Here is a 22,724-nt window from a genome sequence, read left to right on the forward strand (position 1 = left end):
GCCCGAGGACAGAGCCATGACCGCTGTGATCAAGTCCTCAGGCTTAGTGTATTCTGCGTCTCGCTTTGGCCGTGCATGGCTGGGTATTATACTCCTGTGGGCGGTGATGGTGCCGTTAGGATCGGCCCTGGCACAGCCCGCGGTGCCCGGCAATCTGCTGACCTACAGCTCCGACTTCCGTGGCCCATCCTGGTACTGGGCCGGTGCTGCCGGCGTCACTGCCGATACGGCGACGGCGCCGGATGGATCGGCCACGGCTGATACCCTGACCTTTGCCCCCGGCAACCACCCGGTCTTTCAGCAGATCGGCGTATCAGTAGCAAACGACGAGCGGCTTAGCTGCTCGGCCTACGTCAAGCAGGTCACGGCAGCCGATGTATGGCTGCAATGCTTCATCCCCGGGACGCCGCACCAGGATGGCTACGCCGTCCTCAACTTCAGTACCGGGTTGGCTACTGCGGCTGGCGCTGCCGCTGCGCAAATTACCCCTTCTGTGGAGGCTTTGTCCGGCGGCTGGTACCGCTTAGTAGCGACCTTGCAGAATGTCAATCCATCGGCCAATACCGCCCGCATATCGCTCGCCACCAGCAATGGTTCGTTCCATGCCTGGGGCGCCCAGATGGTGAAGGGGAGCGATCCCGGGGTGTACATGCCCACGGTGGGATCCCCGGCTGGTCCTGTTGCCGGCCGCACTTCGAGCTGGACCTATGATGGTGCGACCGGGCTGCTCACCAGCGAGACCATCGAGCCTGGCAATAGCCAGCTGGAACTCAAGACCAGCTACACCTACGACGCCTTCGGCAACAAGACGGTGGCGACGGTGTCGTCGACGGTGAGCGGCTATGCCGGGATCACCACGCGGTCGAGCACGACCAGCTACAGCAGCGATGGCCGCTTCGTGGTGACGGCGACCAATGCGCTGAGCCATAGCGAGACCCGGGTGAATGATGTCCGCTTCGGCGGGGTGACGAGCCAGACCGGGCCGAACGGCCTGACCACGACCTGGAGCTATGACAGCTTCGGCCGCAAGGTGCTGGAGACGCGGCCCGACGGCACCAAGACCAAATGGGAGTATCTGTGGTGCTCCGGCGTCAATGGCGGCTCGGCGAGCTGCCCCAGTGTCAGCGCGCCGGGCACCCATAGCGCCGCGGCCCGCTATGTGGCGGTAACGACGCCGCTGGCCTCGGACGGCACCACGGTGATCGGGGCGGTGGAGAAGATCTACTTCGACGTGCTTGAGCGCGAGCTGCGGCGCGAGAGCCAGGGCTACAACACCGACAGCCAACCGGCGCGGGCGGTCTATCTGGATACGGTCTACAATGATCGCGGCCAGGTGTGGAAGAAGAGCCGGCCCTACTTCCCAGGCGATACGGCTGTCTGGACCAGCTTCACCTATGACGCCCTGGGCCGTCCGGTTCAGGAAGATCGACCGAACGGCACGGTGACGGTGCAGTATGCCGGCCTGGTCAACACGGTGACCAACGAATGGAATGAGAGCCGCGTCACCACCAAGAACAGCCAGGGCCAGGTGGTGCATGTCAAGAATGGCCGGCATGACAGCAGCACGGCGGTCTACTCGATCAACACCTATACCTATGATCCGTTCGGCAATCTGCTGACGGTGAAGGACGCGGATACCGGCCAGGCCGGCAATGTGACCAGCTTCAGCTACGATGGCCGTGGCCGCAAGGTGGCGATGAGCGACCCGGACAAGGGCAGCTGGACCTATGGCTACGACGTGCTCGGCCAGCTCAAATACCAGACCGACGCCAAGGGCCAGACCACCAACATGGCCTATGACCTGCTGGGCCGCATGACTGGGCGCAGCTCGTACCGACCCGGCAGCGTGCAGGATCAGCAGTCATGGGAATATGACACGGCCCCCTATGGCATCGGCAAGCTGAACATTGCCTGGGCGGTGGTGGGCAGCACGCCGGGCTTCTACAAGCAGTATGGCTATGACAGCCTGGGGCGGCCGAATGTCTACCAGGAAGCCCATGGCGGCGGCTGGCTCGGCTATACGATGCAGTATGACAACAATAGCCGGCTGTCGACCCAGACTTATCCTTCCGGCCTGCAACTGGGCTACGAGTATACCGACATCGGTGAGTTGAAGTGGGTTCAGGACACTGCCAGCAGTGCGTATTACTGGACGCTGACGGGGCGCAATGCGGCGGGCCAGCTGACCGGGGAAGAGCTCGGCAACGGGGTTACCACGGCGCGGAGCTATGATACCGGCCGGGGCCTGGTGACCGGGATCCAGACGGTGAAGTCGGGCACCACGTTGCAGCAATGGTCGATCGGCTACGATTCTGTGGGCAATGTTACCAGCCGCAGCGAAGGCGCCACCGGGGTCTCGGAGGCGTTCACCTATGATCCGCTGAACCGGCTGTTGACGGCGACCACGGTATCGTCGTCGGTGAACTATACCGTGTCGATGCAGTATGACGGCAATAACGGGTCGTCGCAGCCGCAATCGGGCAATATCCATCACAAGAGCGACCTCGGTACCTATAGCTACCCGGCGACAGGCCAGGCGCGGCCGCATGCGGTGACCAGCATCACCGGTCCCGGCGGCACCAAGAGCTTCAGCTATGACGCCAACGGCAACATGCTGACCGGCGATGGCCGGAGCTATACCTGGTCGCCGTTCGATCACCCGTTGAGCATCAGCCGGGGCAGCGAGACGGTCAGCTTCGACTATGGCACGGAGCATCAGCGCTTCCGGCAGACCACGTCGGCTGGCATGACCGAGTATTACACCAACGCCGCCACGGGGGCGCGCTCCGAGCGGGCGCTGACCCTGGCGAATGCGCATGTGCGGTGGACGGATTATGTGGCGGCGGGCAATGGCATCGCGCTGACCGTCTCGACCACCGATACCAGCTACACGCATAGCTCGGTCAACGTCACCCGCTCCTACCTGCACCGCGACCATCTGGGCTCGACCACGCTGGTGACCGATGCTGCCGGCGTGGTCATCCAGCGCATGGCCTATGACCCCTGGGGCAAGCGGCGCAACACCAACGGCACGGCCGATCCGACCGGTGCCCTGGAGGCCTCCGGCCTGCCGAACCGCGGCTTTACCGACCACGAGCATCTGGAAGAGCTCGGCCTGGTGCACATGAACGGCCGGCTCTACGATCCGACTATCGCCCGCATGGTTTCGGCCGACCCCCTGGTCGATGATCCGTTCTCGACCCAGGCGCTCAACCGGTACAGCTATGTCGGCAACAACCCACTCACCTACACAGACCCGACGGGGTATCTGAAGTTAGGGAGATTGTTCCAAAGCTTGGTGCGGACAGTTGTTGCGTATGTGGTTGGTACCGTTGCTTGTGGCGGCAACCCGGCATGCGGGGCCATCCTGGCGGGGGCGGTCAATGGATATGCGCAAGACAAGTCATTCAAAGGTGCATTGATCGGCGCTATCAATGGTGCGGTGTCGTATGGCATTGGCTCTATGATGCCAGTGTATGATGCGGCGGGAGTATTCCAACCACAAAACTTGATACCGAATGCTGCGCTACACGCTGCCAGGGCATGTGCTTCTGCAGAGGCCATGGGTGGCCGTTGTGGCCCGGCAGCCGCAGCAGCTTTTACATCATCAATGCTCGGGCCGCTTAGCGACCATCTGGTAAGCCTTACCGGAGTCGAAGGTGTGGCTCAGGCCGGCGCAGAGCTAATTGGGCGCGGTGTAGTAGGTGGTATTGCTTCTAAGGTAGCAGGGGGGGAGTTCGAGGATGGCTTCGCTGAAGGCGTGTTCGAGGGGGTGACAAATGCGCTATCCAATAAAATTGGCAGATGGTTAAATTCAAATACTAAATATGCTAAATTTTTCTCATCTCAATACAAAATAGTCGAAAATTTAGCTAAAGAACTTTCAGTTGACGTATCATTTTTACTCGGACTTTCTGCTTATGAAAGTGGTTGGGGTACAAGTAGTTTTTATTTAAACAACAACAACCCTTTTGGTGCGACACCTAATGGCAGGGACTCTTTAATCTATTCTTCGTTGGACAAAGCGTGGGAGGATTTCGCAAAAACATGGGGCGGACGAATAAAAGGTGTTGGAAGTGACGTTGATGCCTTCATTTTAAATCTTTCATTAGACAATAGATCGGTCTATGGTCCAACGATAGGCGGTGACTTTCGCGGCAGTTATAATTCGGTAAATACTGTATGGTCGAGTACGCTGCGGGGGGTAATACAGTCTGTGCAGAGCAGGCTTTCCAGCTGGTGGGGAAATCCAAACATTCCAAGTCCGTAAATTCTGAAGGCGGATAATGTATAAGTTTACCGTGGCATCCATCATATATCTGCTAACATGGGCAGTGGAAATTCGTGCTGCGGAGTACAGCAACGACGAATTCGGATTTTCGGTAGCCCTGCCCGACAATCTTCAGAGATGTAGAAAACAACCATATGAACATGACATGGGAGTGCTGGTATTCTTGAGTGCCGGCAGTGACGATTGTGCCGAGAATGTATGGCGTCGCTTCATTTCAGTAATTGGTGAATATAACGCGTATGAAGCGATGGATGTTGAGGAATTGCGAGATTTCACTTGCAAGCCTTCCCACGCGAATGTTGTTTATATTCCTGCGGCAATATCCATCGCCGGCTTGCCCTCGAGGCTGTGCCGTGTCGATGAGGGAGGTAAAATCAATATCTATCTCGTGGCGCAATTGTTCAAATTCGCAGGATTGAATAATGACAAGAGTGTAGATTTGAGCCCCGACTTGAATTTCATTGTGATCTTGCAGACAGATGAAGGGCACTTCAGCGATGATTTTTTGTTATTCGAAGTTATTGTGAAAGCTATAACTCTTAAAAAGTAGGCCCTTAAGATACTGTTTGAAAAGCCTTAAAATCCCGCAACCATAATAGCCGATTTATTTGGCTCTCATGTCAGAACCAGTGAAAATTGAGGCTTTGCGATAAAGCCAAGAGCTTTCAAAGCATGGGCGAACCAAATAATGCTCGGGCCGCTTAGCGACCATCTGGTAAGCCTTACCGGAGTCGAAGGCGCGGCTCGAATTGGGGGACAGCTAGTAGGGCGCGGTATTACTGGTGGTATTGCTTCTAAGGTAATAGGTGGTAAGTTCGAGGATGGCTTCGCTGAAGGTGTGTTCGAAGGAATTACAAACGCAATACATGTGCCCATTGCGGCATTCATTTCCAGATTATTGACATCACCAGCCGTAGTGCGTTTTCTAGCACTCGGACGAGAAGTTGGTGCGGCAGAGCTTGGAATCCTTGGAGCTAGCGCTTCAAGCCTGAGCGCTAGAAGTTCGAAAGTCGCCGATGTATTACATGAAACACTTTTTGGTAGAGGTAATTTTGAAAGCAAGTATGTACTGACCTCAGATGAAGCATTGCGTGCAGCTGAGTCGTTTCTTGGGAGGGGTTATAAAGAAATAGGACAATCAGGTAGTGGTGTTTTCCGAAGCGCAGATGGCATTCGTCAATTCAGAATGGACAACGGTTCGCTTCTTGGTGTTCATGCTCCGCATAGTTCTCACGTTCACCTAGAGTATATGATCCACGAACCAATAAGGTGTTCACGAATAACCACATCAAGATTAAGGACTAGCCCATGGATATCCCACGTCAGAGAAAAGGTAGGATATTGAGTGGAGATTCTGCCGGTTGGTATATATTGGTTAAAGATGATCCACTGGATACTGGGGGGATATATATACATACCTCTAAGGATATATCTTTTGATACTGGCTTTGATGAATGGGCGGAGAATGAAGCAGCATTAGTTTCGATTTTCCGAGCGTCCGGGTGGACGGTTATTAATTCATTGGATCTCTCCGAGAGATTCAATATTGAATGGCTTGACCAAAATATGTGATTGAAGTCGCGTAGAGAGGACTGCTGGTCCAGCGCATGGCCTATGATGTCGCCCTTCTGGCCTGTGCGCCAATAATCGCTTCGTAGTCGCGCGCTTACAGGGGGGAAAAGACACAACGTCAACGGCGATGCTGAGTTGGTGTCTGTATCGGAAATAAATTTGTACCGCACTAAATACTCCTGGCTATCATATGTGTAAACACACCAGCGGTCGCTACAGTTAATCCTGGGCCGAATGGTACCCGCAATGAGACTGTCGACCGCTTTGATGGTGGGCGTCCCCGTAAACGATAGAGGGGCGCGGCGCAGATCGTCGATAAAGCCCCCAGGGCGATGACCCAGAAGATTCCGTTCAGGCCGACCCAGAAGCTTGCGGCGGCGATGAACTTCACGTCGCCGAGGCCGAGGGCTTCGACATGGCGGTATTTCCAGAACAGCCAGCGCAATCCCAGGAACAGGCCGGCGCTCAAGAGGGCGGCAATGCCGAGCGATGCAGGCGGCAAAAAGCCGTAGGGCGACAACAGATGAAACGCCAACCCCAGCCCACCAAAGGCTGCATTAAGCGTATCCGGGAGCTGATAGCGGCGCAGATCGATGATGCAGAGCGCTAGCAGAATAGCGCCTGATATAGCCAGCAGAAAAATGAGCAGCGCGGTATCTAACAGGGCCATCGGCTAAGTGTACCGCATGGTGCGGGCCTCGTATTGCGCCTCAGCAATTTTCCTTCATTTGCCGGTCGGTAATCTATTTGGGGGCCGTATTTACCCCTGATGGCGAGCTAATTCTCCCTGTTCAGAGTTGCCGGGAGAATTTGCTAAAGGGCCAAGATCATTGGGATATTCGGCTCTTCTGGTCATGCAAAGGCAGGGTGCGGATGAAATTCCCTGATTTTACAATGAAAAGCAAGGCGGGCATTGGAGCATACGTAGCTGCTGATTTTGCGCATAACCAGCCCCACCTTATAATGAAAGTAGGTGCCGTTGTGCATCGTTGGTGCGCCGATAGTGTAAGATCGCTACAGCGCAAATTGTTGATAATGCTCCTATCGATATCACTAAAAATATTCCATCCAGGCCAACCCATGCGCTAGCCGCAGCAATGAATTTGACGTCACCAAGCTCGTGTGCTTCAGTATCACACAGCCCCCAGAACAACCATCGGAGACCAAAAAAACAAGCCGTTGCGTTCTGCCCAGAAATTGTCAGTTAATGTGGTTTCCAACAACTACAATACAGTCTTGCCGTATTTCTTGCGCCGCTACAGGCCTCCTGTACCCGAGGTCATCGTCCCGACAGTAGCAGTGTGGTGGCTGCGCAACCGCACCCAACGCTGCCGACCAAGCCGTTATCGCCTGATACCCAAACACTAAACTAACATCGCAACCCGACCATTCAGCGGGAGCCGGTCAATAGCTACTCTTATTTTCAATGGGAGTTCACACATATCCTCTGACAGATACCTATTTCTTGCGTTGGCTTGAGGGCCATTAGCTCTGGAAAAGATATGAGATCTAGATCTCAACTATATATGCCTCATAAAACTTCGTGTTCTCCTGGGCCATACTGCTTGATGTGTAGCCGCGTGGATTACAGGCAATGATCGATTGGCCAATTTTATAGCTGAAACTGAAATGCGTATGGCCATGCAGCCAGACGGCGGGCTGATATTTCTTAATCATATCCGACAGATCGGATGCATAGGCAGCTGAGATCAGGTCATCCTTATACTTGGAGACAATTGAGCCTCGTGCCGGCGCATGATGCGTGACGACGACAGTCGGGCCTGCAAACTCTTCAGCCAATGCCTCTTCCAGCCAGGCGCGACTTGTTTCATGAAGCTGCAGCGCATCAATTGGTTGGAATGTGCGACCCTTGAATCCAATGAGCCGATGGTCGTTCAGAAACTCGTCAGCATTCAACATGGCTGCGATTGACTTATCCGTTCCCATGATTTCGTAGTCTGTCCAAAGGGTGGACCCCAGGAAGCGAACCCCACCAATTAAGACGCTGGTACTCTCAAGAAAGTAGACTTCGCGACCGGATCGTTGAAGCCGAAGAGCACCTTGCCGCAGCTCTTCAATATCGTCGAGCAGGTTGCCTTTGTAGAACTCGTGATTGCCGGCGACATAGATAATGGGGATATCGAGAAACTCTGATACTTGGGACACATAGTCCAAGGCCATCCGTGGGCCGACCTCGATATCGCCCGCCAGTACCAATACATCGGGTAGGTTCTTTTTCAGCTTAATTAGGGAGGGGCCGCGATCCGGGTGTCCGCTTAGCCGTGGCCCCGGTTTCTCGAACTCACAATGCAGATCCGACATTAGGACGATACGCATAATGCTCTCTCAAGCAGAGGGCGCGATTTGTGGCTAAAGCTGATGTCATCCGATTTTATCTTAGCTCGTAAATCTTCAAGTGCCACACCGTCGAGTAAAATCTGCTCGAGCCCTTTCTGCTGAGGGTCAATGCCAATAACTGATATCCTTTTGAGGAGAATGAGCTTGGCAAGCTTTCCGCTATCTATGCCGGAACGGCGTAGGAAGACGATGGCTTTCGACCAATGCAGTTGTCCCGGTTCTGGATTGCTGATTGAAGGGGCGCTTCCTAGTAGCTTCCCAAGAAGATTTACCACATCTGATCTGGCATAACCCGGCACAAGGGTCTTATTCAATCTTACTGCACGTCTTTGCTTTATCAATCCAGCACGGACAAACCGCTGAAAGACAGAGTACTCAGTGTCGAAGAGCGATAGAATTTCATGCAGGTAGATGCCGTCCTCAGCGCGGCGGCTGTAATCCAGCAGTGCCTGCCTATCGTACAGGTTTCCATCGGTGATCGTGGCCTGGCTACTAGGGCCTCCGATCTCACCTCTTTGGCGCAATGATCTCAGCGTGTCATATGATACGCCCAGAATTTCGCAGGCTTTTGTCGCCGTGACAAAGCGCGGGGCTTTAATGCTGCGGATAATCATGCTGCCGGCGTATAGAGAGCTGCCGCTCCATTTCTTGTTAACATACTGCGAGAACTCTTCTCTCAAGAAGGTGAGAGAGTTTTCTCTGTGCACCTGGAACAGCCGAAGATAGAAGTCGCGGAAATCACTATTGCTGATTCCTTTCCCGACCCGGCATCGATGGGACAACATGCTCTTTGTATCTAGGAATCTATGAAACCCACTAGGCCAGTCGTCCAGAAGATCGGACACCTCAATAAGAAGAGTTTGAATGTCTGCGGGGCGATGTGTGCGATATCCTTTGTGTCCGGCCTTGAAAGTGTTGCGTGGTATGCTGCTCATAAGGAACAGGATTGTCGATAAAGTTTCGCCGAATGAGGCCAAGCGCAGCGCCTGAGGCAAATGAGATACTGCTCTATGATCAACGTCGGACAACTTCTCTTTATTGAGCAAGAACTTGATCAGCGTAAGAGCTCTGGGATCAGCTTTCTCGGCTGGTGCCTCGCAGTAGGGTGTTTCGCAGTGATCGCAACGCAGAAGCTTGCGCCGATTCCAGTCAAGGTGTTCGCCGCAAGAATGACACCGATCGTGAAGCAACACTCCATGCTTTGGGCAGCAAGCCGTAACCGCAATATCCCAAGATATATGGAAGTAGCCCTCTTCCTTGAGGCAAATCGGGCAAAAATGCGGCCTTTTGGCTCTAAGTAGCTGTCCCGGAATCCAGTCACCCAGCAACAGTCGGCGCTGCTTGTTTCCTGGAAAGAATCTGTATTCCCGATTCGAGAATATCGCGCGGTCATATCCAGTCGCGAAGCTCAGAAGCTGACTAGTAATATTCTGCTGATGCGCGCGCTGAAGTCTCGAGAGCCATTGCGGAGAGTCGTATCCATTGGCTTCCGCAAGTCGCAAGGCATACCCAAGAATGCTTTCATGACCCTTTATGGCGGGATGCTGCGGCAGCCGGGATTGAAACGGCGGATTGCCGATGATCACCGGATAGGAGGCGGCAGTCACGGTTTCAATTCCGGTTATGTTGTGGCTGCGGCCGCCCCTGTTTGGCTAGTTTTTGGTGGGGGCTTCCCAGCGGATTCTTGATTCGCTTGGCTAGCAAAAGGAGGGTTTCCCGCGATGGTGGTGAAAAATGGTTGGCCGGCGCCCTTCTTGTCCTGGAATACAGTCTCATCATAGGCGAGCTGGAAATGCTTCAGCTCTATGCTTTTGCTTTTTTGGCTCAACGCATGGTGACCCGCGCGGCGCAGAATCTTCATTATAGTTGCCGGCAAACCGTCACTTGCCCGGTAGATCTGCTCCGCCAAGCCAGGATTGGTCAAACCGGAGCTCTTCTCAAAGGGCAACTTTCTCTCCGCCGCCTGCAGGAAGGAAAGATACCGTCCTCTATCCGCTGTCCAATTGAAGCGCTTGACCTCGACCTGGCTCTGGAACCGCCGTCGGAGCTGTTCATTGGCGGCTAGTACGCGCCGTGACTGCTCAAGCCCTACCAGGACAATTGGCAGCCGGGCCTCTGATATGAGGTTCTTCAGCCAGTCCGACACTGTGAAAAGAACCTTCTCCCTGTCGCGGTCGATGAAATGCTGGAATTCATCGAGAATCACGATCTCCGTCTGGCATTGCTTAAGCAGCTTCCGGATGCGTCGTGTGCGTGAATCAATATTGCCTTTATCGGGAAGCGGGTCGCCAAGCGCGGCTAGAAAGGCGGAGGCGACACTGCCCATGGTGGCCTGGGAAGGTGTCGTAACGGAAAGGACAGGTATGATCATGCCGTCAGGCTGGCGGCTTGGACGATGCTGCCGAAGGTACTCCCGAATGATGCTGGATTTTCCGGCGCCGGATTCGCCGACAACGAGCGAGCAATATGGCTCCGCGGCAATCTTGCTCAAAGCCCTGGCATGGTCAAAGCGCCGGTGAATCTCCTGCAGCTTGTCAGTATGGATAACAAGTCCTTCGATCACCTGCGCTGGACCGAGTGAGCGCGATAGCGTGGAGCCATCGCCACAGAATGAGTCGATTGCCAGGCTAGCGGCGGATGGGGCGGCCTGCTTCTTCGGTTGTTCAGTAGAGGTAGATGGGCTGGATTCAGGACTATTCCCAGACATATCATGTCTCCCAGTCGTCGTTGGGTGCGTCGTTGATATTGCTTGAGCCCCAGTCCTCGATCGGCTGGTCTGTTGGCTCGATTGCAGGAGATGGTGTCGTGTTCAGCGGCGTCGGCGTGAGGTTGGTGCCGGTAATCTGGATATTCTCGGCACTCTGCTCGTCCTGCGCCCCACCACTCACTTTTGATTTTCTATTCTCTTTCTCGAGTTTCCGCTGGAGGGCCACGATCTTCTTGTGCCTGGAGCGGCGCAGCTGACTTTCCTGGATCTCCTTGATGCGGGCGGCCAGTTTTTCCTTCGCTTGGGCGAGGGTCATCTGATTGTTAGCTTCGACGTACTGCCGCCGTCTGTAGTCTAAGAGGATCCGGTGGGCTGAAAGAGGCAGGCCGCTCGCATAGTTCTGTTCCAGCGCATATGCTTTTATAGTCACCTTGGCAGGCTCGTAGGTGACAAGAATCTCGCCCAGATCCTCGGTATTGTAGCGAACGATGACGTCGAGATTATTGCCGTAGCGCTGCCGAAGGGCACCCAGTTCATCGCAATTGTAGCGCAGATTGTTTATCTCGACGCCGTAATGCTGCAGAACGCGCTCTGCGGTGCGCAGCATCGCCACCTCCAGGTCGGTGCTTCTGGTTGGTGTGCGCGGCGTGCAATATTCCAGGCCTTTTTTCCAGACATCAGCAGGACATGCGCGGAGTGTTCTATGATACTCCTTCGAGTATACGGTCACGTTCCAATGGATGAAGACTTCCCTGAGTTCATCGAGATGTAGCACCGCATGCTTCTCGGGATCGAATTCTTCGGATTTTTCTTTCAGAGGAATCACATAGCCGGGCTTTCCTGAGAGAAGCCTCTGATTCAGAATACGGAAGACGCGTTCGATGACGCCTTTGAACCAGGGTTTCCGCGGCGGCATGTATTCAATTGCAATGCCGAGGGTGCTGCAGGATTGTTCGAAGCTTCGGGAATGGAATTCCTTGCCGTTATCTACCGCCAAGGTCTCCGGCAGGCCATAAGCGGCCCAACTGCCTTCCATGTCCGGATAGAGTTCGTTTAGCCCGATTTTGGGGTCGATCATGCTATTTATGCAGCGCATGACGGAGTGCCAGCTTGGATGCTCGAAACTCAAGTAGAAGCCGACAAGCATTCGCGAATAGTGATCGATCGCCAGGGTAAGCCAGGGGCGGCCTAAAGGCAGGCATGTGACCGGATCAATGATGAAGATATCGACCAGGCAGTGGTCGATTTCGACCCGCTCAAGGATGCGGGAGGTGGTGATGCCCCGCCCGCGTGCGCCGTACTTGATCTCGGCGGCGCGCTTGCCCTGCCGGTGCAGGGTCACGTCGTGAGGCGAAAGCTGTCCAATATGCCGGTACAGGGTGGCGCGGCTTGGAATTCTAAGCTTCTCACCAGGTTCCCGAACTTGGTTGATCTTGCTGATCTCGACTACGACGGCAGCATAGACGCTGGCGATCGACTCCTGATCCTTGGTCAGATAGCGGCGCTGGACAATATCGCTGATGATTCGTTGGACTTCGGGGCATATACGGCGACTGCGGTTACCCCGCCGTGCGATCATCGGCACCAATGCCCTGCAATCACCGCCCGCTACTTCGTGATCTGCCTGCCAGCGGCGGACGGTGATCGGGGAGGGTGGCTGGGCGTCCCGGATCTGCTGCGCAATCCTTGGGATGGCTACGGCATAGGCCTTGGGCTGGTAATGCACTATCCCAGCTTCGCGGAGCCCTTTCAGATACCCCAGCCGTCTTTCCAGCTCCTCGCGCTGGTGCTCTGGCAGAGTCGCGAGATCGAGTCCCAGGCGTGACGACAGCTGTTTTCTGGCAGGGGTATCATCGATTGGGTAGATGATGGACGCGCGGCCCGAGAGAACGGTCTGGGTTATCTCGGGATGGCTCATGCGGACCAGGAAACCATCGGTATCCCGCTCTAGGATGATCGGCGCGTCGGCATTGGCCGCGCCGCGTACCGTGTAAGCCGCCCCTTCCAGAATGATCTGGGTGCCTCGGGTGATAGCAACGGCCGGCATGCTCAGGCCGGGCTGATCAGCGAATCGGCGGTCAGGTCCTCGCTATCGAGGGGCGCTTTCAGCTTGTGGTGCGAAATCAGCGCCTTGAGGTACATCCAGCCCTGGGCGCCAGGTGCAACGATCGGCGCCAGCTCGTGGAACGGGGTAGCCCCCTGCTGGCTCAGGTATTCCTTGGCACTGTCGAGGCATTCCTCGGGCACATCGACGCTACGGAGCGGCAGCAGCATGCGGATATTGCCAAGCAGGGGCTGGACCCGGATCGTCTCCTCGGTAACCACCTGGAAGAAGTAGCCCTCCGAGACCATCAGCTCTCCGGCCAGCGTCAGGCGCCGGCGAATATCGTCCTTCTGCAGTTCCCGGGCTTCCTTGACCTCGTAGACGTAACGGCCATCGAGGCGTTCGGCATAGAAGTCCGGCGTATAGTGGAAATTAGGTCCATTATGGACCTTTATTTCTACCGTTTTAGGCTGTTCCCGGTAGCGGCAGACGCTCGGATCGAATTCCAGCAGCATGATGAAATCCCGCTCGAGCTGGGACTCCCATTGAACGGTCCGGTTGCTCTTCATGCTGGGATAACGGCCGGTGACACGCGGCTTTCGGCCAGTAACCACGCGCCTGGCGCGCTTTCCCTGCATGTCGATCATGGCTTGCCCGATTCCTTTTGTGTGGTATTTAATGTAGCAAACGATACCACAAAATACCACGAGGCAAAGCCCTTTCCACCATCACATATGTGGTAGTAAATACGGCATGGACCGAATTTCTACCACTCAAGGCCAATTGCTACCAATTAAGGGGAGCAAGGGGGAAACCGCGTCCTGGCTCGAGCTGATGAAGCTTTTCCATGAGGCCATGAGCAGCGGCCGCTGGCGCAAGAAATACGAATCGCCCACCGACTATCTGAATGCTTTTGCTGCAGCATCAGGCAATACGCCCAACACCATCCGGCGCTACAAAGCAGCATATGAATTCCTGCAGCGCCAGGCTGAGAAGAAGCCGAAGGTTTGGGATCCATTTGCCGGCGGCGGAGGCCTCGCGCCGGCATTCACTTCTGTCGAGCTCATCAAGCGAATCCACGACGTCGAGCCGAAGGCCGCGGAGCGTGTGTTCTTGCGGCATCGCAAAGGCGAGACGACATTCCGTGAGCTGAAGGCAGAATACGACAACCTGCTTGGCGGCCGCGTAGACACTATCTTTGCGAACCCGCCGTTTGCAGATGCTATTCCGCTAGCAGATGCCAAGAAGCTCGGGCACCGCCGAAACCGGCGTCTGAGTGACGATGTGCGGGCAATGCTCGAGCCTCATGTCTCTGAGCTGTCTGGGCCGCAAGCCAGGCTCTATGTGGGGAAATACAAATTCGAGTTCGTGGATCCATCCGCGGTCGCGGTCGGTGTCGACGGAACCTCGGTATCGTATGTCGATGGCTACGAGTATGTGCCATCCGGGCCAGAGATGGCGCCGGCGCAGATGCGGTCCCTGCTGGCAGACCTGACATTCCAGGCAAGCTTCTTCAGGAAGTTTTGGGTGGTGTTCGGAGAATACTGCGCCAGTGCGAATGCCATCCGATCCAAGCTTGATCGGCTTCATGAGAACAGCATTGGTTTTGCGGTGGAGAATGCGCAAGGACAGCTCCGGTCACTTAAGAAGCCGGCCGATGGGCATCATGCCGATCGGCAGGATTTGGCGCGAGCTGAGGTATTTTCTCAGGGAGTGAGTTTATCCTAGCTATTTCAGGAGGATACACAATCACTAATATAACAAAATTAAAAAACTCATTATCAATTTAAGCAGCTTTCAGATCCCAAGTGTCCAATCTATGCGTTCTATTACCTTTGACAAACATGGGGACGCACTTAAAAAACGAGTCGTGGCATACTCTGATAATCATCCTTACGACGAATGATCTTAATTCTTGCCATCGCATGATGGCCTGCTGCCGGTTCGGTTGACGGCTTCCGAAGCTAATACCATATCGGTGTAGTTGAGCGAGACCTCCCAGGTATGCACCTCGATCTCCTGCATCTCCGCGAGCCGGTCATTCGCCGGGATAGCCATCGCCTCGACCTTGCTATTGCGCTTGACCAGGCTGTACACGATCATCCTGCCAGCGGTACCTGATTCGCGCTTGCCTTTTTAGGCGCCGCCAAACTTGGCCCCTTGCATTCGATGCTGCCTGCAAGGAGCTCGCGTAACTGCTCGACCTGAGCGCAGCAAGCCCGCAGCAGACGATAGAAGTGTCCCCGAGCTACCGAACTTGCGGAACTGCTGAAGTATTGCCTGTAGGACGGCACCCCGAGCGCAAACCATTCCTGTAGCCGATCCTTCGTGGCATAAGCGATGACCATGCCGAGGTCCAACTGAAACGCCGACCACAGGCATGGCATATAAGGCGCCCATCAGCCGATCGATACAGCAGCCTGCGCTTGCAATACGGACAGCGCTTCATCTCAATATCTTCTCGGATTTGATCTGATCTGGATCAGCATTACCCAATTTTTCGGTCGTATGATCGTAGCCGTACCAGCATTCTTTTCGCATTTTTTTGCGGCAGTCTTTCGCTCAACTCCGAAAGCTCTTTCTTGCAGCACTTCCGAACAATCAGGCCACTACCGCAAGGGCAATTCCAATGTCCTCGTGGCCATTCTTTGGAGAGCAAACGGAGCAGATAGCGGATTTTCTTTTCGTTCCGCGAACAGCCAAGCCGGTCAGCGAATGCGTCAAGAAGTCCCTCCTTGCCGTGCCTTTCTTCTCCGAACGGCCAATCTCCAGTCGTTCGCTTCAGGTACTGTCCCAGAAAGAAGTTCTTCAGAGGTCCATCAAAAAACTCTTGTATGGATGTGCTGCGTGAGTAGGCAGTCCACGCTTCCCAAACACTAAGGCAGCAACTGCCGTCCGGGTTTATGTGATGTTCTGCATCGCGCGCAATGGCGTTCCCGACCTCATAAACCTTTGGTTCAATATTCGGATACTCCGGATTGAATACGATCTCGATTTGATACTCGGCCATTGCGCCCTGAGCATCAATCTTGCTGAGACCCGACAGCACACGGAAATATCCGTCTACATAGATCTGGCCGTCTCTCAGTGATGCCGAGAGCTTCGGCTGATCAAATGCAATCGTCGCACGGACGTCATTCAGTAGCGATGTCAGGCGACACTTTCTTATCGGCACCAAGGTTTCGTTGCCCCGCCTTGGCTCTTGATTCTTTCCGCTTCGGCAAGGGCAGCGTTTGGCGAAGACACTATGGCCGGTGCGGAAAGCGCGATGAGGGGCGTCACTTTGGCCAGCGTTGTTTCGGAAAGTGATTTCTGAAGTTCCGCAGGAATCCGACCGAAGTTGCCCGTCAGGTAGGTGCCGAAGTCACGTTGGGCGCGTTCCAGCCATTCGACGAACTTGGCTTCCTTCTTGGGGTTCTCTGCCCACTTGTCGGCAAAATTCTCATCAGGGTTCACTGGATTTGGAACCCATTTCACGCCATTGCGATCCTCGATATGGAGGTGCATGGACTTGAGAATCGACCTGAGCGCTGCGCTTATGGTTTGCTCCCCATTGTATGCGTGGGCCGAGAGGGTCGTGATGATAATCGAGATCGGCTTGTCTTCATCGCCCTCGAACATCGTATCGCGATGCCGCTTCAAAAGCTGAATGGCACGCTGTAACGGCGTCTTCACCTTATGGTCTGGAACATCGTCAACGCTGGCATAGATGCGCTCTCGTTCCATGAGGGAGCGCTTGCGCGCGTAGGCGACTTCCGCCTGGCGGGACCTAAACCAGACTGCGTAACCTTTCGGATTGCTAATTGGCCAGTCGTCGCAGTGGATATGAAACTGCGGATACTTCTTGTCGGTAATCGCGATTGCCTCTTTCCGAATGCGCTGGTTTGACGCCAATGCAACGTCCCCGCGCTTTTCGAGCAAAACGCGATATGACGCTTCGTCCGGAAGTGCGGGAAGAATGTCCATGTGGAACCTGGCGCTGTCAGAGTATTCCAGCGTCCAGCACCTGCGGCAGTCTTCCGGTTTCTTCTTCATGCCATGGGCGGCGGCGTACCCAATGATCTCGTCGCCTACCGCCTCCTTGAGCGATGCCATAGTAAACTTGGTCTTACTGCCGTTCAGGGTGCAGACGAGGTCAATATCGTATTGATCTGCGTCACCGACTGGTCGAATGACCGTGCCGAGCAGGAATGAACCTTGGGGTGATACCTCGGGATCATATTGCTTGATGGTGGAGTTCTCCCGATCGAGCCACTCCCCAATTGACTGGTAGCGCTCGCGCGCTGCCTGATCCAAGTGCTCCGGAATATCAATTGCCTCGGCAATAGCTTCGAGCACATCTTCATGACTTTTGAGCGCTTTTTTGGTCTGGGTATTCATTTCATCACCTGTAAACCGGGTTGAAGGGTTCCGCGGTCTTTTGGAAAAAGACATTCAACAAATTTGGTTTGTCGATGCGGGCCTGCGCATAGGCGCGGCTTTTGAGTTTCTGGATTTTGCTCGTATCATCTAGCGAGAAGAATCCATCGGGAACCGGCTGAGAAACGCGATAAATGGCCTTGTGATTTGCGCCACCGACATCCCCGGTCAGAATGTGGGCTAGGCCGTTTGACCCATGTGACTGACCGGCCATGAACAGTCCTGCTAACTTCGGCGCCAGCCGGGCGGCGCCGTAGGCGTCTCGCATTTCAACCACATCTTCCAAGCACCCGATACTCAACACCCGTATTTCGGAGGGCGCCCATCCTAGCGTGCCGATCCCTTCCGCAACGGCGATTCCTGTTGGGTTGTTCGCCCAAACACCCCCATCGACGAGGCCAACGTCCCGTGCGGTAATGAATTCACGAAAGTACGTCGGGGCCGACGCCGTTGCCATTGCGGCATCGCGAGCAAATTCCTTGTAGTCAGTCTTGAGTCGCTCGTGGTGCGCGGTCTTAAAGATATAGACGGCTCCCATGTGCTGGTGCCATGCGGGGATCATCAGCCTAGTTTTGGCATCTCCAATCTTTCGGTCCCCGAGGACATCCTTCAATGCGGTCTGCAAGCCGTCTGGCTCGTACTTCGGTCCCCAAACAAACCACTTTGCTTTCCGAGCCTGACGCTCTACCCAGCCATACAGCCCCTTATGTTGCTGCGAAAAAATCTCTGGGCCTCGATTCTCATACAGATCGAGAATTTCTTTCGCTGTGAGTCCCATTGCCAGACCAATGGCGATAATCCCGCCCGTCGAGGTACCGGCGATAAGGTCAAAGTATTCATGAAGGGGACAGGCCAAATCATCTTCTAGATGCGCGAGATAGGCCGCCGGGAACGTTCCCCGGATTCCGCCGCCGTCTATGGAAAGTATCTTGCGCATTGTCGATTCGATCTCTTCGAAATCCTTAGTCCGGTTCGTAGTCGCTGCCGATTACGGCACCAATCAGAGCTCCGGCAGCGATACCGAGCGGCCCCAACGGCGCAAGAAGCAACCTTCCGGCGATGGCTCCACCAAGACCGGCGAGCCAGGCGTTGCCTGTTTTCTTCTCTCTCGACAGCGGCGCTGCGCGAAAGCCGTGCTTGCTACGCGCCGACTTTGTCGATGAGTGCCGTTTACTCCGGTTGCAGGGAAGGCACGCTGGGTAAAGGTTGTTCAGGTGATGGGTTCCGCCCACGGCCTGAGGATTGGAGTGCTCGACTTCCCATGCGCCGCGTGCGCCCAAAGCGCCATAATTCCTGCGCGCGAGCGTTTTGCGGCAGATATGACACCGCCCATCGGTCTTCTTGAAAATTGCGTCTTGCCGTTGCTGGTCGAATGCCATGCGCCGCCCTCCTTAATGCTTCTTGTCTTTGGGCGGGTTCGGGTCATTGCCAGGTGCGACCGTATCGGAGTCGCGCCATTTTCCGTCGCGCCCTGAATGCGCACTTCGCCTCCTCCGGCGTTCTGGACGATCTGTTTGGCTGCGGTTTCCGCCCTGGCCTGCGTCTGATGGACGCTGCTCGGACGCTCAGCACCGGGGGCTTTGACGGCCCATCCGTCGGGGTGCTTCACCACATAGCGATCATTCCTAGACATTCGGAATCTCCAAAACTTTGTTGACTTCGCCCCTACTCATACGTTAAGAAAGTATACGGGTTAAGTTTCGATGTCAATATAGTTTTTATCCTGATCGGAGGGAGTATGGCGGCGGTAGGCTCAGAACTGCGATGGGGTGTCGAGCAACGTCTTGAATTCATTGAGTTTCGCCTTTTTTGGGAAGGCGGCATAAACCGCTCCGACATTACTGATTTCTTTGGTGTGTCCGTTCCTCAGGCATCGAAGGATCTGAGCCAGTACCAGGAAATTGCCCCGGACAACGTTCGCTATGATCGTAGTGAAAAGCGCTATTTCGCGGCGGAAGGGTTCCAGCCACGTTTCTTAAGGCCCGATGCAGACAGGTATCTCACCCAACTCACCTTTGCTGCCGACCCGTCATTTCGTGGCGAGCACAACTGGCTAACCAGTCCCCCAAGCGTAGACAGCATGCCGGTCCCTCACCGGAGGGTTGATGTTGGAGTGCTGCGCTCTGTCCTTGCCGCCGTAAGAGGGCCGGCGTCGATAGAAGTTCTCTACCAGTCCATGAACGAGACGCGGTCCGATCCGCTTTGGCGTCGTATCACGCCACACGCTTTTGGCACTGATGGTCTTCGGTGGCACGTGCGGGCGTTCTGCCATATCGACAATAAGTTCAAAGATTTTTTGTTTTCGCGATGCCTCGATACGCGAGGTTTAGGTGAACCTGGCGCACGCGCAGATGAAGACACTCAGTGGAAGAAGTTTTTTGATGTTGTTCTTTCCCCGAATCCAAAGATCGGAGAGAATCAACGGAAAGTAATTGCCTATGACTACGGGATGACCGAAGGAAGCATTGTCATCCCTGTAAGACAGGCATTGCTTTATTACTTCCAAAAGCGGCTGCGATTGGACGTTGCGGATGTGCTCGATAATCCAAACGAGACGCCCGTTGTCATAAGTAATCGCACAGAATTCGATGCCGCTTTGAAGGGGGCAATGCAATGACGCTTGGGCGGATCACGCGCAGAAACTACGGTGCAAATGGGGGTGGAAAATGTTGACCGGCGAAATCCGCAGCCAGATCGATAGCATTTGGAACGACTTCTGGGCAGGCGGTGTCGCCAACCCTCTCTCCGTCATGGAGCAGATGACCTATCTGCTGTTCATTAAGCGCCTGGACGACCTGCATACTCTCGAAGAGCGCAAGAGCCAAACGCTCAAGATTCCAATGGAGCGCCGCATCTTCCCTGAGGGACGGGACGACAAGGGTCGCCCCTACGACGATCTTCGCTGGTCGCGATTCAAGAACTTCGAGCCACGCGAGATGATGGACGTAGTCGATGAGCACGTCTTTCCCTTCCTGCGCGCGCTCAACGGCAGTCAGTCCAGCTACGGCAAGCTGATGCGCGACGCCCGGCTTGGGTTCTCCAATCCGGCGCTGCTGGCCAAGGTGGTCGAGAAGCTCGACCGCATCTCGATGGAGGATCGCGACACCAAAGGCGATGTCTATGAGTACATGCTCGCGAAGATCGCGAGCGCCGGCCAAAACGGCCAATTCCGTACGCCACGGCACATCATCCGGCTGATGGTCGAGATGACCGCGCCGAAGCCGACCGACGTGATCTGTGACCCCGCCGCCGGCACCTGCGGCTTCCTTGTCGCTGCCGGTGAGCATCTTCGCAAGAAGCATCCCGAACTGATGCGCGACCCTGCATTGCGGAAGCATTTCCACGGGGGCCTGTTCCACGGGTTCGATTTCGACACAACGATGCTGCGCATTGGCGCCATGAACATGACGCTGCACGGCGTCGAGAACCCGAACGTCACCTATCGCGATAGCTTGGCCGAGGACCATGCCGAGGACGCAGGTGCCTATTCCCTGGTGTTGGCGAACCCGCCGTTCGCCGGATCGCTCGATTACGAGGCGACGGCCAAGGACCTCCAGAAAATTGTCAAGACGAGGAAGACGGAGCTTCTGTTCATCGCGCTCTTCCTGCGGCTCCTAAAGACCGGGGGCAGGGCCGCTGTGATTGTGCCAGACGGCGTCCTGTTCGGTTCTTCCGGCGCGCACAAGGACATCCGCCGCATGCTGGTCGAGGATCACAAGCTCGATGCGGTCATCAAGCTGCCCTCGGGCGTGTTCCGTCCTTATGCGGGCGTGTCCACCGCAATCCTCCTCTTCACCAAGACGGGCGTCGGCGGCACCGAGAATGTCTGGTTCTATGACGTGGCCGCTGACGGCCTCAGCCTCGATGACAAGCGCGCCGATCTCCTGCCACCCGAAAAGCAGGGGCCGACGCCAGCTCAGCCGCTGACCGAGGTAGAGCACGAAAAGAACAATCTGCCCGACGTCCTGGCCCGATGGGGAAATCTCGCAGCCGAGGCAGAGCGCCCCCGCACCGCGCAGAGCTTCTTGGTGCCGGTGGAGGATATCCGGGCAACGGGGTCATGGGACCTGTCGCTGAACCGTTACAAGGAGGTGCAGCACGAAGAGATCATCCACCAGTCTCCCCGTGAGCTCATTGCAGAGCTACGTGCGATCGAAGCCGAAATCACCGAAGGTCTGGATCGGCTTGAGGAGATGCTCGGATGAGTTGGCCGACTGTTACGCTTGCTGAAGTTGCGGAGATTGAACGCGAAGGGGTAGCTCCCGACCGGATTCCTGATGGTACCGACTATCTCGGGCTTGAGCACATCGAAAGTGGCGGAGTAATCCTGAAGAAAGAGACGGTCGCAAAAGGCGACATTGCCAGCACGAAATTCGCCTTCACATCCGATCATCTGCTGTACGGCAAGCTTCGGCCCTATTTGGCCAAGATCGCCCTCCCGGACTTCGATGGTGTTTGCAGCACAGACATCCTACCCATCCGGCCGGGTCCACGGTTGGACAAGCGATTTCTGGCGTTCTACCTGCGGCAGCCTTCGATGGTCGATTACGCGGCTAGTCGCGCAACAGGTGCCAACCTTCCACGATTGAGTCCAAAGGGCCTTGCAGGGTTCCCAATCCCCCTCCCTTCGTTGGACGAGCAAAGACGCATCGCAGGGATACTGGATCAGGCGGACGCGCTTCGCCGCCTCCGCTCCCGTGCTCTCGACAAGCTCAACACCCTCGCCCAGGCCATCTTTCACGAAATGTTTGGCGAAGACGCATCTCCGACGGTCGAATTAGGAAAACTCTGTACGGTCGTGAGGGGAAGCTCGCCTCGCCCGCAAGGTGATCCGCAGTTTTTTGGTGGACCTGTTCCAAGATTGATGATTGCAGATATTACTAGAGACGGGATGTCCGTCACGCCCAGAATTGATAGCCTGACAGAGGAGGGCGCGAAGAAGAGCCGCCCAATGACCGCTGGAAGCGTTGTAATGGCTGTAAGTGGAGCCGTCGGATTGCCCGCAATTCTAGCAGTAGATGCGTGCATCCACGACGGATTTGTTGGCTTTCGAGATTTGAACGACCGGATTGACCCTCACTTCCTGTACCAAATTCTTGAGATACAAAGGGATGCAAACAAAGCCAGAGGAACTGGCGCAATCTGGACAAACCTCACAACTGATCAAGTAAAGAGATTTCCAATTCCTGTTCCAGAGATTTCTAGACAAAGGGATTTTGTTTCCAGACTTAAGACGATCGAAGATAAAGCGGAACCGATGAGGCTCGGCCTTCAGAGGCTTGATAATCTTTTCTCTTCGCTCCAATGCAGCGCGTTCCGTGGGGAGTTATAAG

Annotated in this window: 19 protein-coding genes and 1 pseudogene; 7 read left to right on the forward strand and 13 right to left on the reverse strand. The window is 55.3% G+C overall.

Annotated elements, in window-relative coordinates; translation table 11 throughout:
• Positions 1-16 precede the first annotated feature (16 nt).
• The 3 genes from ACQY7X_RS10195 to ACQY7X_RS10205 all read left to right on the forward strand — a co-directional run bounded on the left by ACQY7X_RS10195 (position 17) and on the right by ACQY7X_RS10205 (position 5,863).
• Entirely contained in the window at positions 17-4,270 is a 4,254-nt protein-coding gene (locus tag ACQY7X_RS10195) for a phage head spike fiber domain-containing protein (protein ID WP_428249807.1), read from the forward strand.
• Between the two features lie 16 nt (positions 4,271-4,286).
• Positions 4,287-4,841, forward strand: coding sequence for a hypothetical protein (locus ACQY7X_RS10200; protein ID WP_428249808.1), 555 nt, complete (start codon positions 4,287-4,289; stop codon positions 4,839-4,841).
• Between the two features lie 758 nt (positions 4,842-5,599).
• Positions 5,600-5,863, forward strand: coding sequence for a hypothetical protein (locus tag ACQY7X_RS10205; RefSeq protein WP_428249809.1), 264 nt, complete (start codon positions 5,600-5,602; stop codon positions 5,861-5,863).
• Between the two features lie 169 nt (positions 5,864-6,032).
• Here ACQY7X_RS10205 and ACQY7X_RS10210 read toward each other — a convergent pair whose 3' ends face one another.
• The 6 genes from ACQY7X_RS10210 to ACQY7X_RS10235 form a co-directional block, all read right to left on the reverse strand.
• Positions 6,033-6,533, reverse strand: coding sequence for a prepilin peptidase (locus ACQY7X_RS10210; RefSeq protein WP_428249810.1), 501 nt, complete (start codon positions 6,531-6,533; stop codon positions 6,033-6,035).
• A gap of 839 nt (positions 6,534-7,372) precedes the next feature.
• A complete protein-coding gene (locus tag ACQY7X_RS10215; protein WP_428249811.1) occupies positions 7,373-8,200 on the reverse strand; it encodes a metallophosphoesterase in 828 nt (275 codons plus the stop codon).
• Entirely contained in the window at positions 8,185-9,828 is a 1,644-nt protein-coding gene (locus tag ACQY7X_RS10220; RefSeq protein WP_428249812.1) for a TniQ family protein, read from the reverse strand. The genes ACQY7X_RS10215 and ACQY7X_RS10220 overlap by 16 nt, the downstream gene beginning before the upstream one ends.
• Positions 9,829-9,842: 14 nt before the next feature.
• Positions 9,843-10,928 carry a TniB family NTP-binding protein gene (locus ACQY7X_RS10225; protein ID WP_428249813.1) on the reverse strand — a complete coding sequence of 362 codons (1,086 nt, stop codon included), beginning with the start codon at positions 10,926-10,928 and terminating at the stop codon, positions 9,843-9,845.
• Between the two features lies 1 nt (position 10,929).
• Positions 10,930-12,975 carry a Mu transposase C-terminal domain-containing protein gene (locus tag ACQY7X_RS10230; RefSeq protein WP_428249814.1) on the reverse strand — a complete coding sequence of 682 codons (2,046 nt, stop codon included), beginning with the start codon at positions 12,973-12,975 and terminating at the stop codon, positions 10,930-10,932.
• Positions 12,976-12,977: 2 nt separating this feature from the next.
• Positions 12,978-13,619 carry a TnsA endonuclease N-terminal domain-containing protein gene (locus ACQY7X_RS10235; RefSeq protein ID WP_428249815.1) on the reverse strand — a complete coding sequence of 214 codons (642 nt, stop codon included), beginning with the start codon at positions 13,617-13,619 and terminating at the stop codon, positions 12,978-12,980.
• A 106-nt stretch (positions 13,620-13,725) separates the two neighbouring features.
• On the opposite strand from ACQY7X_RS10235, the gene ACQY7X_RS10240 reads away from it, so the two are divergent.
• Positions 13,726-14,700 (forward strand): hypothetical protein, encoded by a 975-nt coding sequence (locus ACQY7X_RS10240; protein ID WP_428249816.1) that lies wholly within the window; start codon positions 13,726-13,728, stop codon positions 14,698-14,700.
• A gap of 180 nt (positions 14,701-14,880) precedes the next feature.
• On the opposite strand, the gene ACQY7X_RS10245 is transcribed toward ACQY7X_RS10240, so the two are convergent.
• From ACQY7X_RS10245 to ACQY7X_RS10275, 7 genes and pseudogenes are all read right to left on the reverse strand, one after another.
• A complete protein-coding gene (locus ACQY7X_RS10245; RefSeq protein WP_428249817.1) occupies positions 14,881-15,069 on the reverse strand; it encodes a hypothetical protein in 189 nt (62 codons plus the stop codon).
• Positions 15,070-15,220: 151 nt separating this feature from the next.
• Positions 15,221-15,421, reverse strand: a complete 201-nt coding sequence (locus ACQY7X_RS10250) for a Trm112 family protein (protein WP_428249818.1) — start codon at positions 15,419-15,421, stop codon at positions 15,221-15,223.
• 39 nt (positions 15,422-15,460) lie between these two features.
• Complete coding sequence (locus ACQY7X_RS10255) at positions 15,461-16,147, reverse strand: hypothetical protein (RefSeq protein ID WP_428249819.1); 687 nt, start codon at positions 16,145-16,147, stop codon at positions 15,461-15,463.
• Complete coding sequence (locus tag ACQY7X_RS10260; RefSeq protein ID WP_428249820.1) at positions 16,138-17,352, reverse strand: nucleotidyltransferase domain-containing protein; 1,215 nt, start codon at positions 17,350-17,352, stop codon at positions 16,138-16,140. Before ACQY7X_RS10260 ends, ACQY7X_RS10255 begins: the two co-directional genes overlap by 10 nt.
• Before the next feature lie 4 nt (positions 17,353-17,356).
• Positions 17,357-18,328: a CBASS cGAMP-activated phospholipase gene (locus ACQY7X_RS10265; protein WP_428249821.1), complete on the reverse strand. Its 972-nt coding sequence runs from the start codon at positions 18,326-18,328 to the stop codon at positions 17,357-17,359.
• 25 nt (positions 18,329-18,353) lie between these two features.
• A complete protein-coding gene (locus ACQY7X_RS10270; RefSeq protein ID WP_428249822.1) occupies positions 18,354-18,770 on the reverse strand; it encodes an HNH endonuclease in 417 nt (138 codons plus the stop codon).
• 146 nt (positions 18,771-18,916) lie between these two features.
• Positions 18,917-19,024: pseudogene (locus ACQY7X_RS10275) on the reverse strand (DUF2188 domain-containing protein); the annotation flags it as partial.
• A gap of 105 nt (positions 19,025-19,129) precedes the next feature.
• Between ACQY7X_RS10275 and ACQY7X_RS10280 the strand changes: the two are divergent.
• From ACQY7X_RS10280 to ACQY7X_RS10290, 3 genes are read left to right on the forward strand one after another with little or no spacing between them, the layout of a single operon-like run.
• Positions 19,130-20,008, forward strand: a complete 879-nt coding sequence (locus tag ACQY7X_RS10280; RefSeq protein WP_428249823.1) for a WYL domain-containing protein — start codon at positions 19,130-19,132, stop codon at positions 20,006-20,008.
• Between the two features lie 49 nt (positions 20,009-20,057).
• A complete protein-coding gene (locus tag ACQY7X_RS10285; RefSeq protein WP_428249824.1) occupies positions 20,058-21,596 on the forward strand; it encodes a type I restriction-modification system subunit M in 1,539 nt (512 codons plus the stop codon).
• Positions 21,593-22,723, forward strand: a complete 1,131-nt coding sequence (locus ACQY7X_RS10290) for a restriction endonuclease subunit S (protein ID WP_428249825.1) — start codon at positions 21,593-21,595, stop codon at positions 22,721-22,723. The genes ACQY7X_RS10285 and ACQY7X_RS10290 overlap by 4 nt, the downstream gene beginning before the upstream one ends.
• Position 22,724 lies beyond the last annotated feature (1 nt).

This window comes from Ferrovibrio sp. (genome assembly GCF_965278975.1).
Lineage (GTDB): Bacteria > Pseudomonadota > Alphaproteobacteria > Ferrovibrionales > Ferrovibrionaceae > Ferrovibrio.

Bases quoted from the DNA above. Each gene is read 5' to 3' on its own strand.
- ACQY7X_RS10235 (WP_428249815.1), bottom strand. From the start codon at position 13,619: ATGATCGACATGCAGGGAAAGCGCGCCAGGCGCGTGGTTACTGGCCGA.
- ACQY7X_RS10200 (WP_428249808.1), top strand. From the start codon at position 4,287: ATGTATAAGTTTACCGTGGCATCCATCATATATCTGCTAACATGGGCA.
- ACQY7X_RS10210 (WP_428249810.1), bottom strand. From the start codon at position 6,533: ATGGCCCTGTTAGATACCGCGCTGCTCATTTTTCTGCTGGCTATATCA.
- ACQY7X_RS10285 (WP_428249824.1), top strand. From the start codon at position 20,058: ATGTTGACCGGCGAAATCCGCAGCCAGATCGATAGCATTTGGAACGAC.
- ACQY7X_RS10280 (WP_428249823.1), top strand. From the start codon at position 19,130: ATGGCGGCGGTAGGCTCAGAACTGCGATGGGGTGTCGAGCAACGTCTT.
- ACQY7X_RS10195 (WP_428249807.1), top strand. From the start codon at position 17: ATGACCGCTGTGATCAAGTCCTCAGGCTTAGTGTATTCTGCGTCTCGC.
- ACQY7X_RS10225 (WP_428249813.1), bottom strand. From the start codon at position 10,928: ATGTCTGGGAATAGTCCTGAATCCAGCCCATCTACCTCTACTGAACAA.
- ACQY7X_RS10215 (WP_428249811.1), bottom strand. From the start codon at position 8,200: ATGCGTATCGTCCTAATGTCGGATCTGCATTGTGAGTTCGAGAAACCG.
- ACQY7X_RS10260 (WP_428249820.1), bottom strand. From the start codon at position 17,352: ATGAATACCCAGACCAAAAAAGCGCTCAAAAGTCATGAAGATGTGCTC.
- ACQY7X_RS10230 (WP_428249814.1), bottom strand. From the start codon at position 12,975: ATGCCGGCCGTTGCTATCACCCGAGGCACCCAGATCATTCTGGAAGGG.
- ACQY7X_RS10205 (WP_428249809.1), top strand. From the start codon at position 5,600: ATGGATATCCCACGTCAGAGAAAAGGTAGGATATTGAGTGGAGATTCT.
- ACQY7X_RS10290 (WP_428249825.1), top strand. From the start codon at position 21,593: ATGAGTTGGCCGACTGTTACGCTTGCTGAAGTTGCGGAGATTGAACGC.
- ACQY7X_RS10265 (WP_428249821.1), bottom strand. From the start codon at position 18,328: ATGCGCAAGATACTTTCCATAGACGGCGGCGGAATCCGGGGAACGTTC.
- ACQY7X_RS10240 (WP_428249816.1), top strand. From the start codon at position 13,726: ATGGACCGAATTTCTACCACTCAAGGCCAATTGCTACCAATTAAGGGG.
- ACQY7X_RS10250 (WP_428249818.1), bottom strand. From the start codon at position 15,421: ATGAAGCGCTGTCCGTATTGCAAGCGCAGGCTGCTGTATCGATCGGCT.
- ACQY7X_RS10270 (WP_428249822.1), bottom strand. From the start codon at position 18,770: ATGGCATTCGACCAGCAACGGCAAGACGCAATTTTCAAGAAGACCGAT.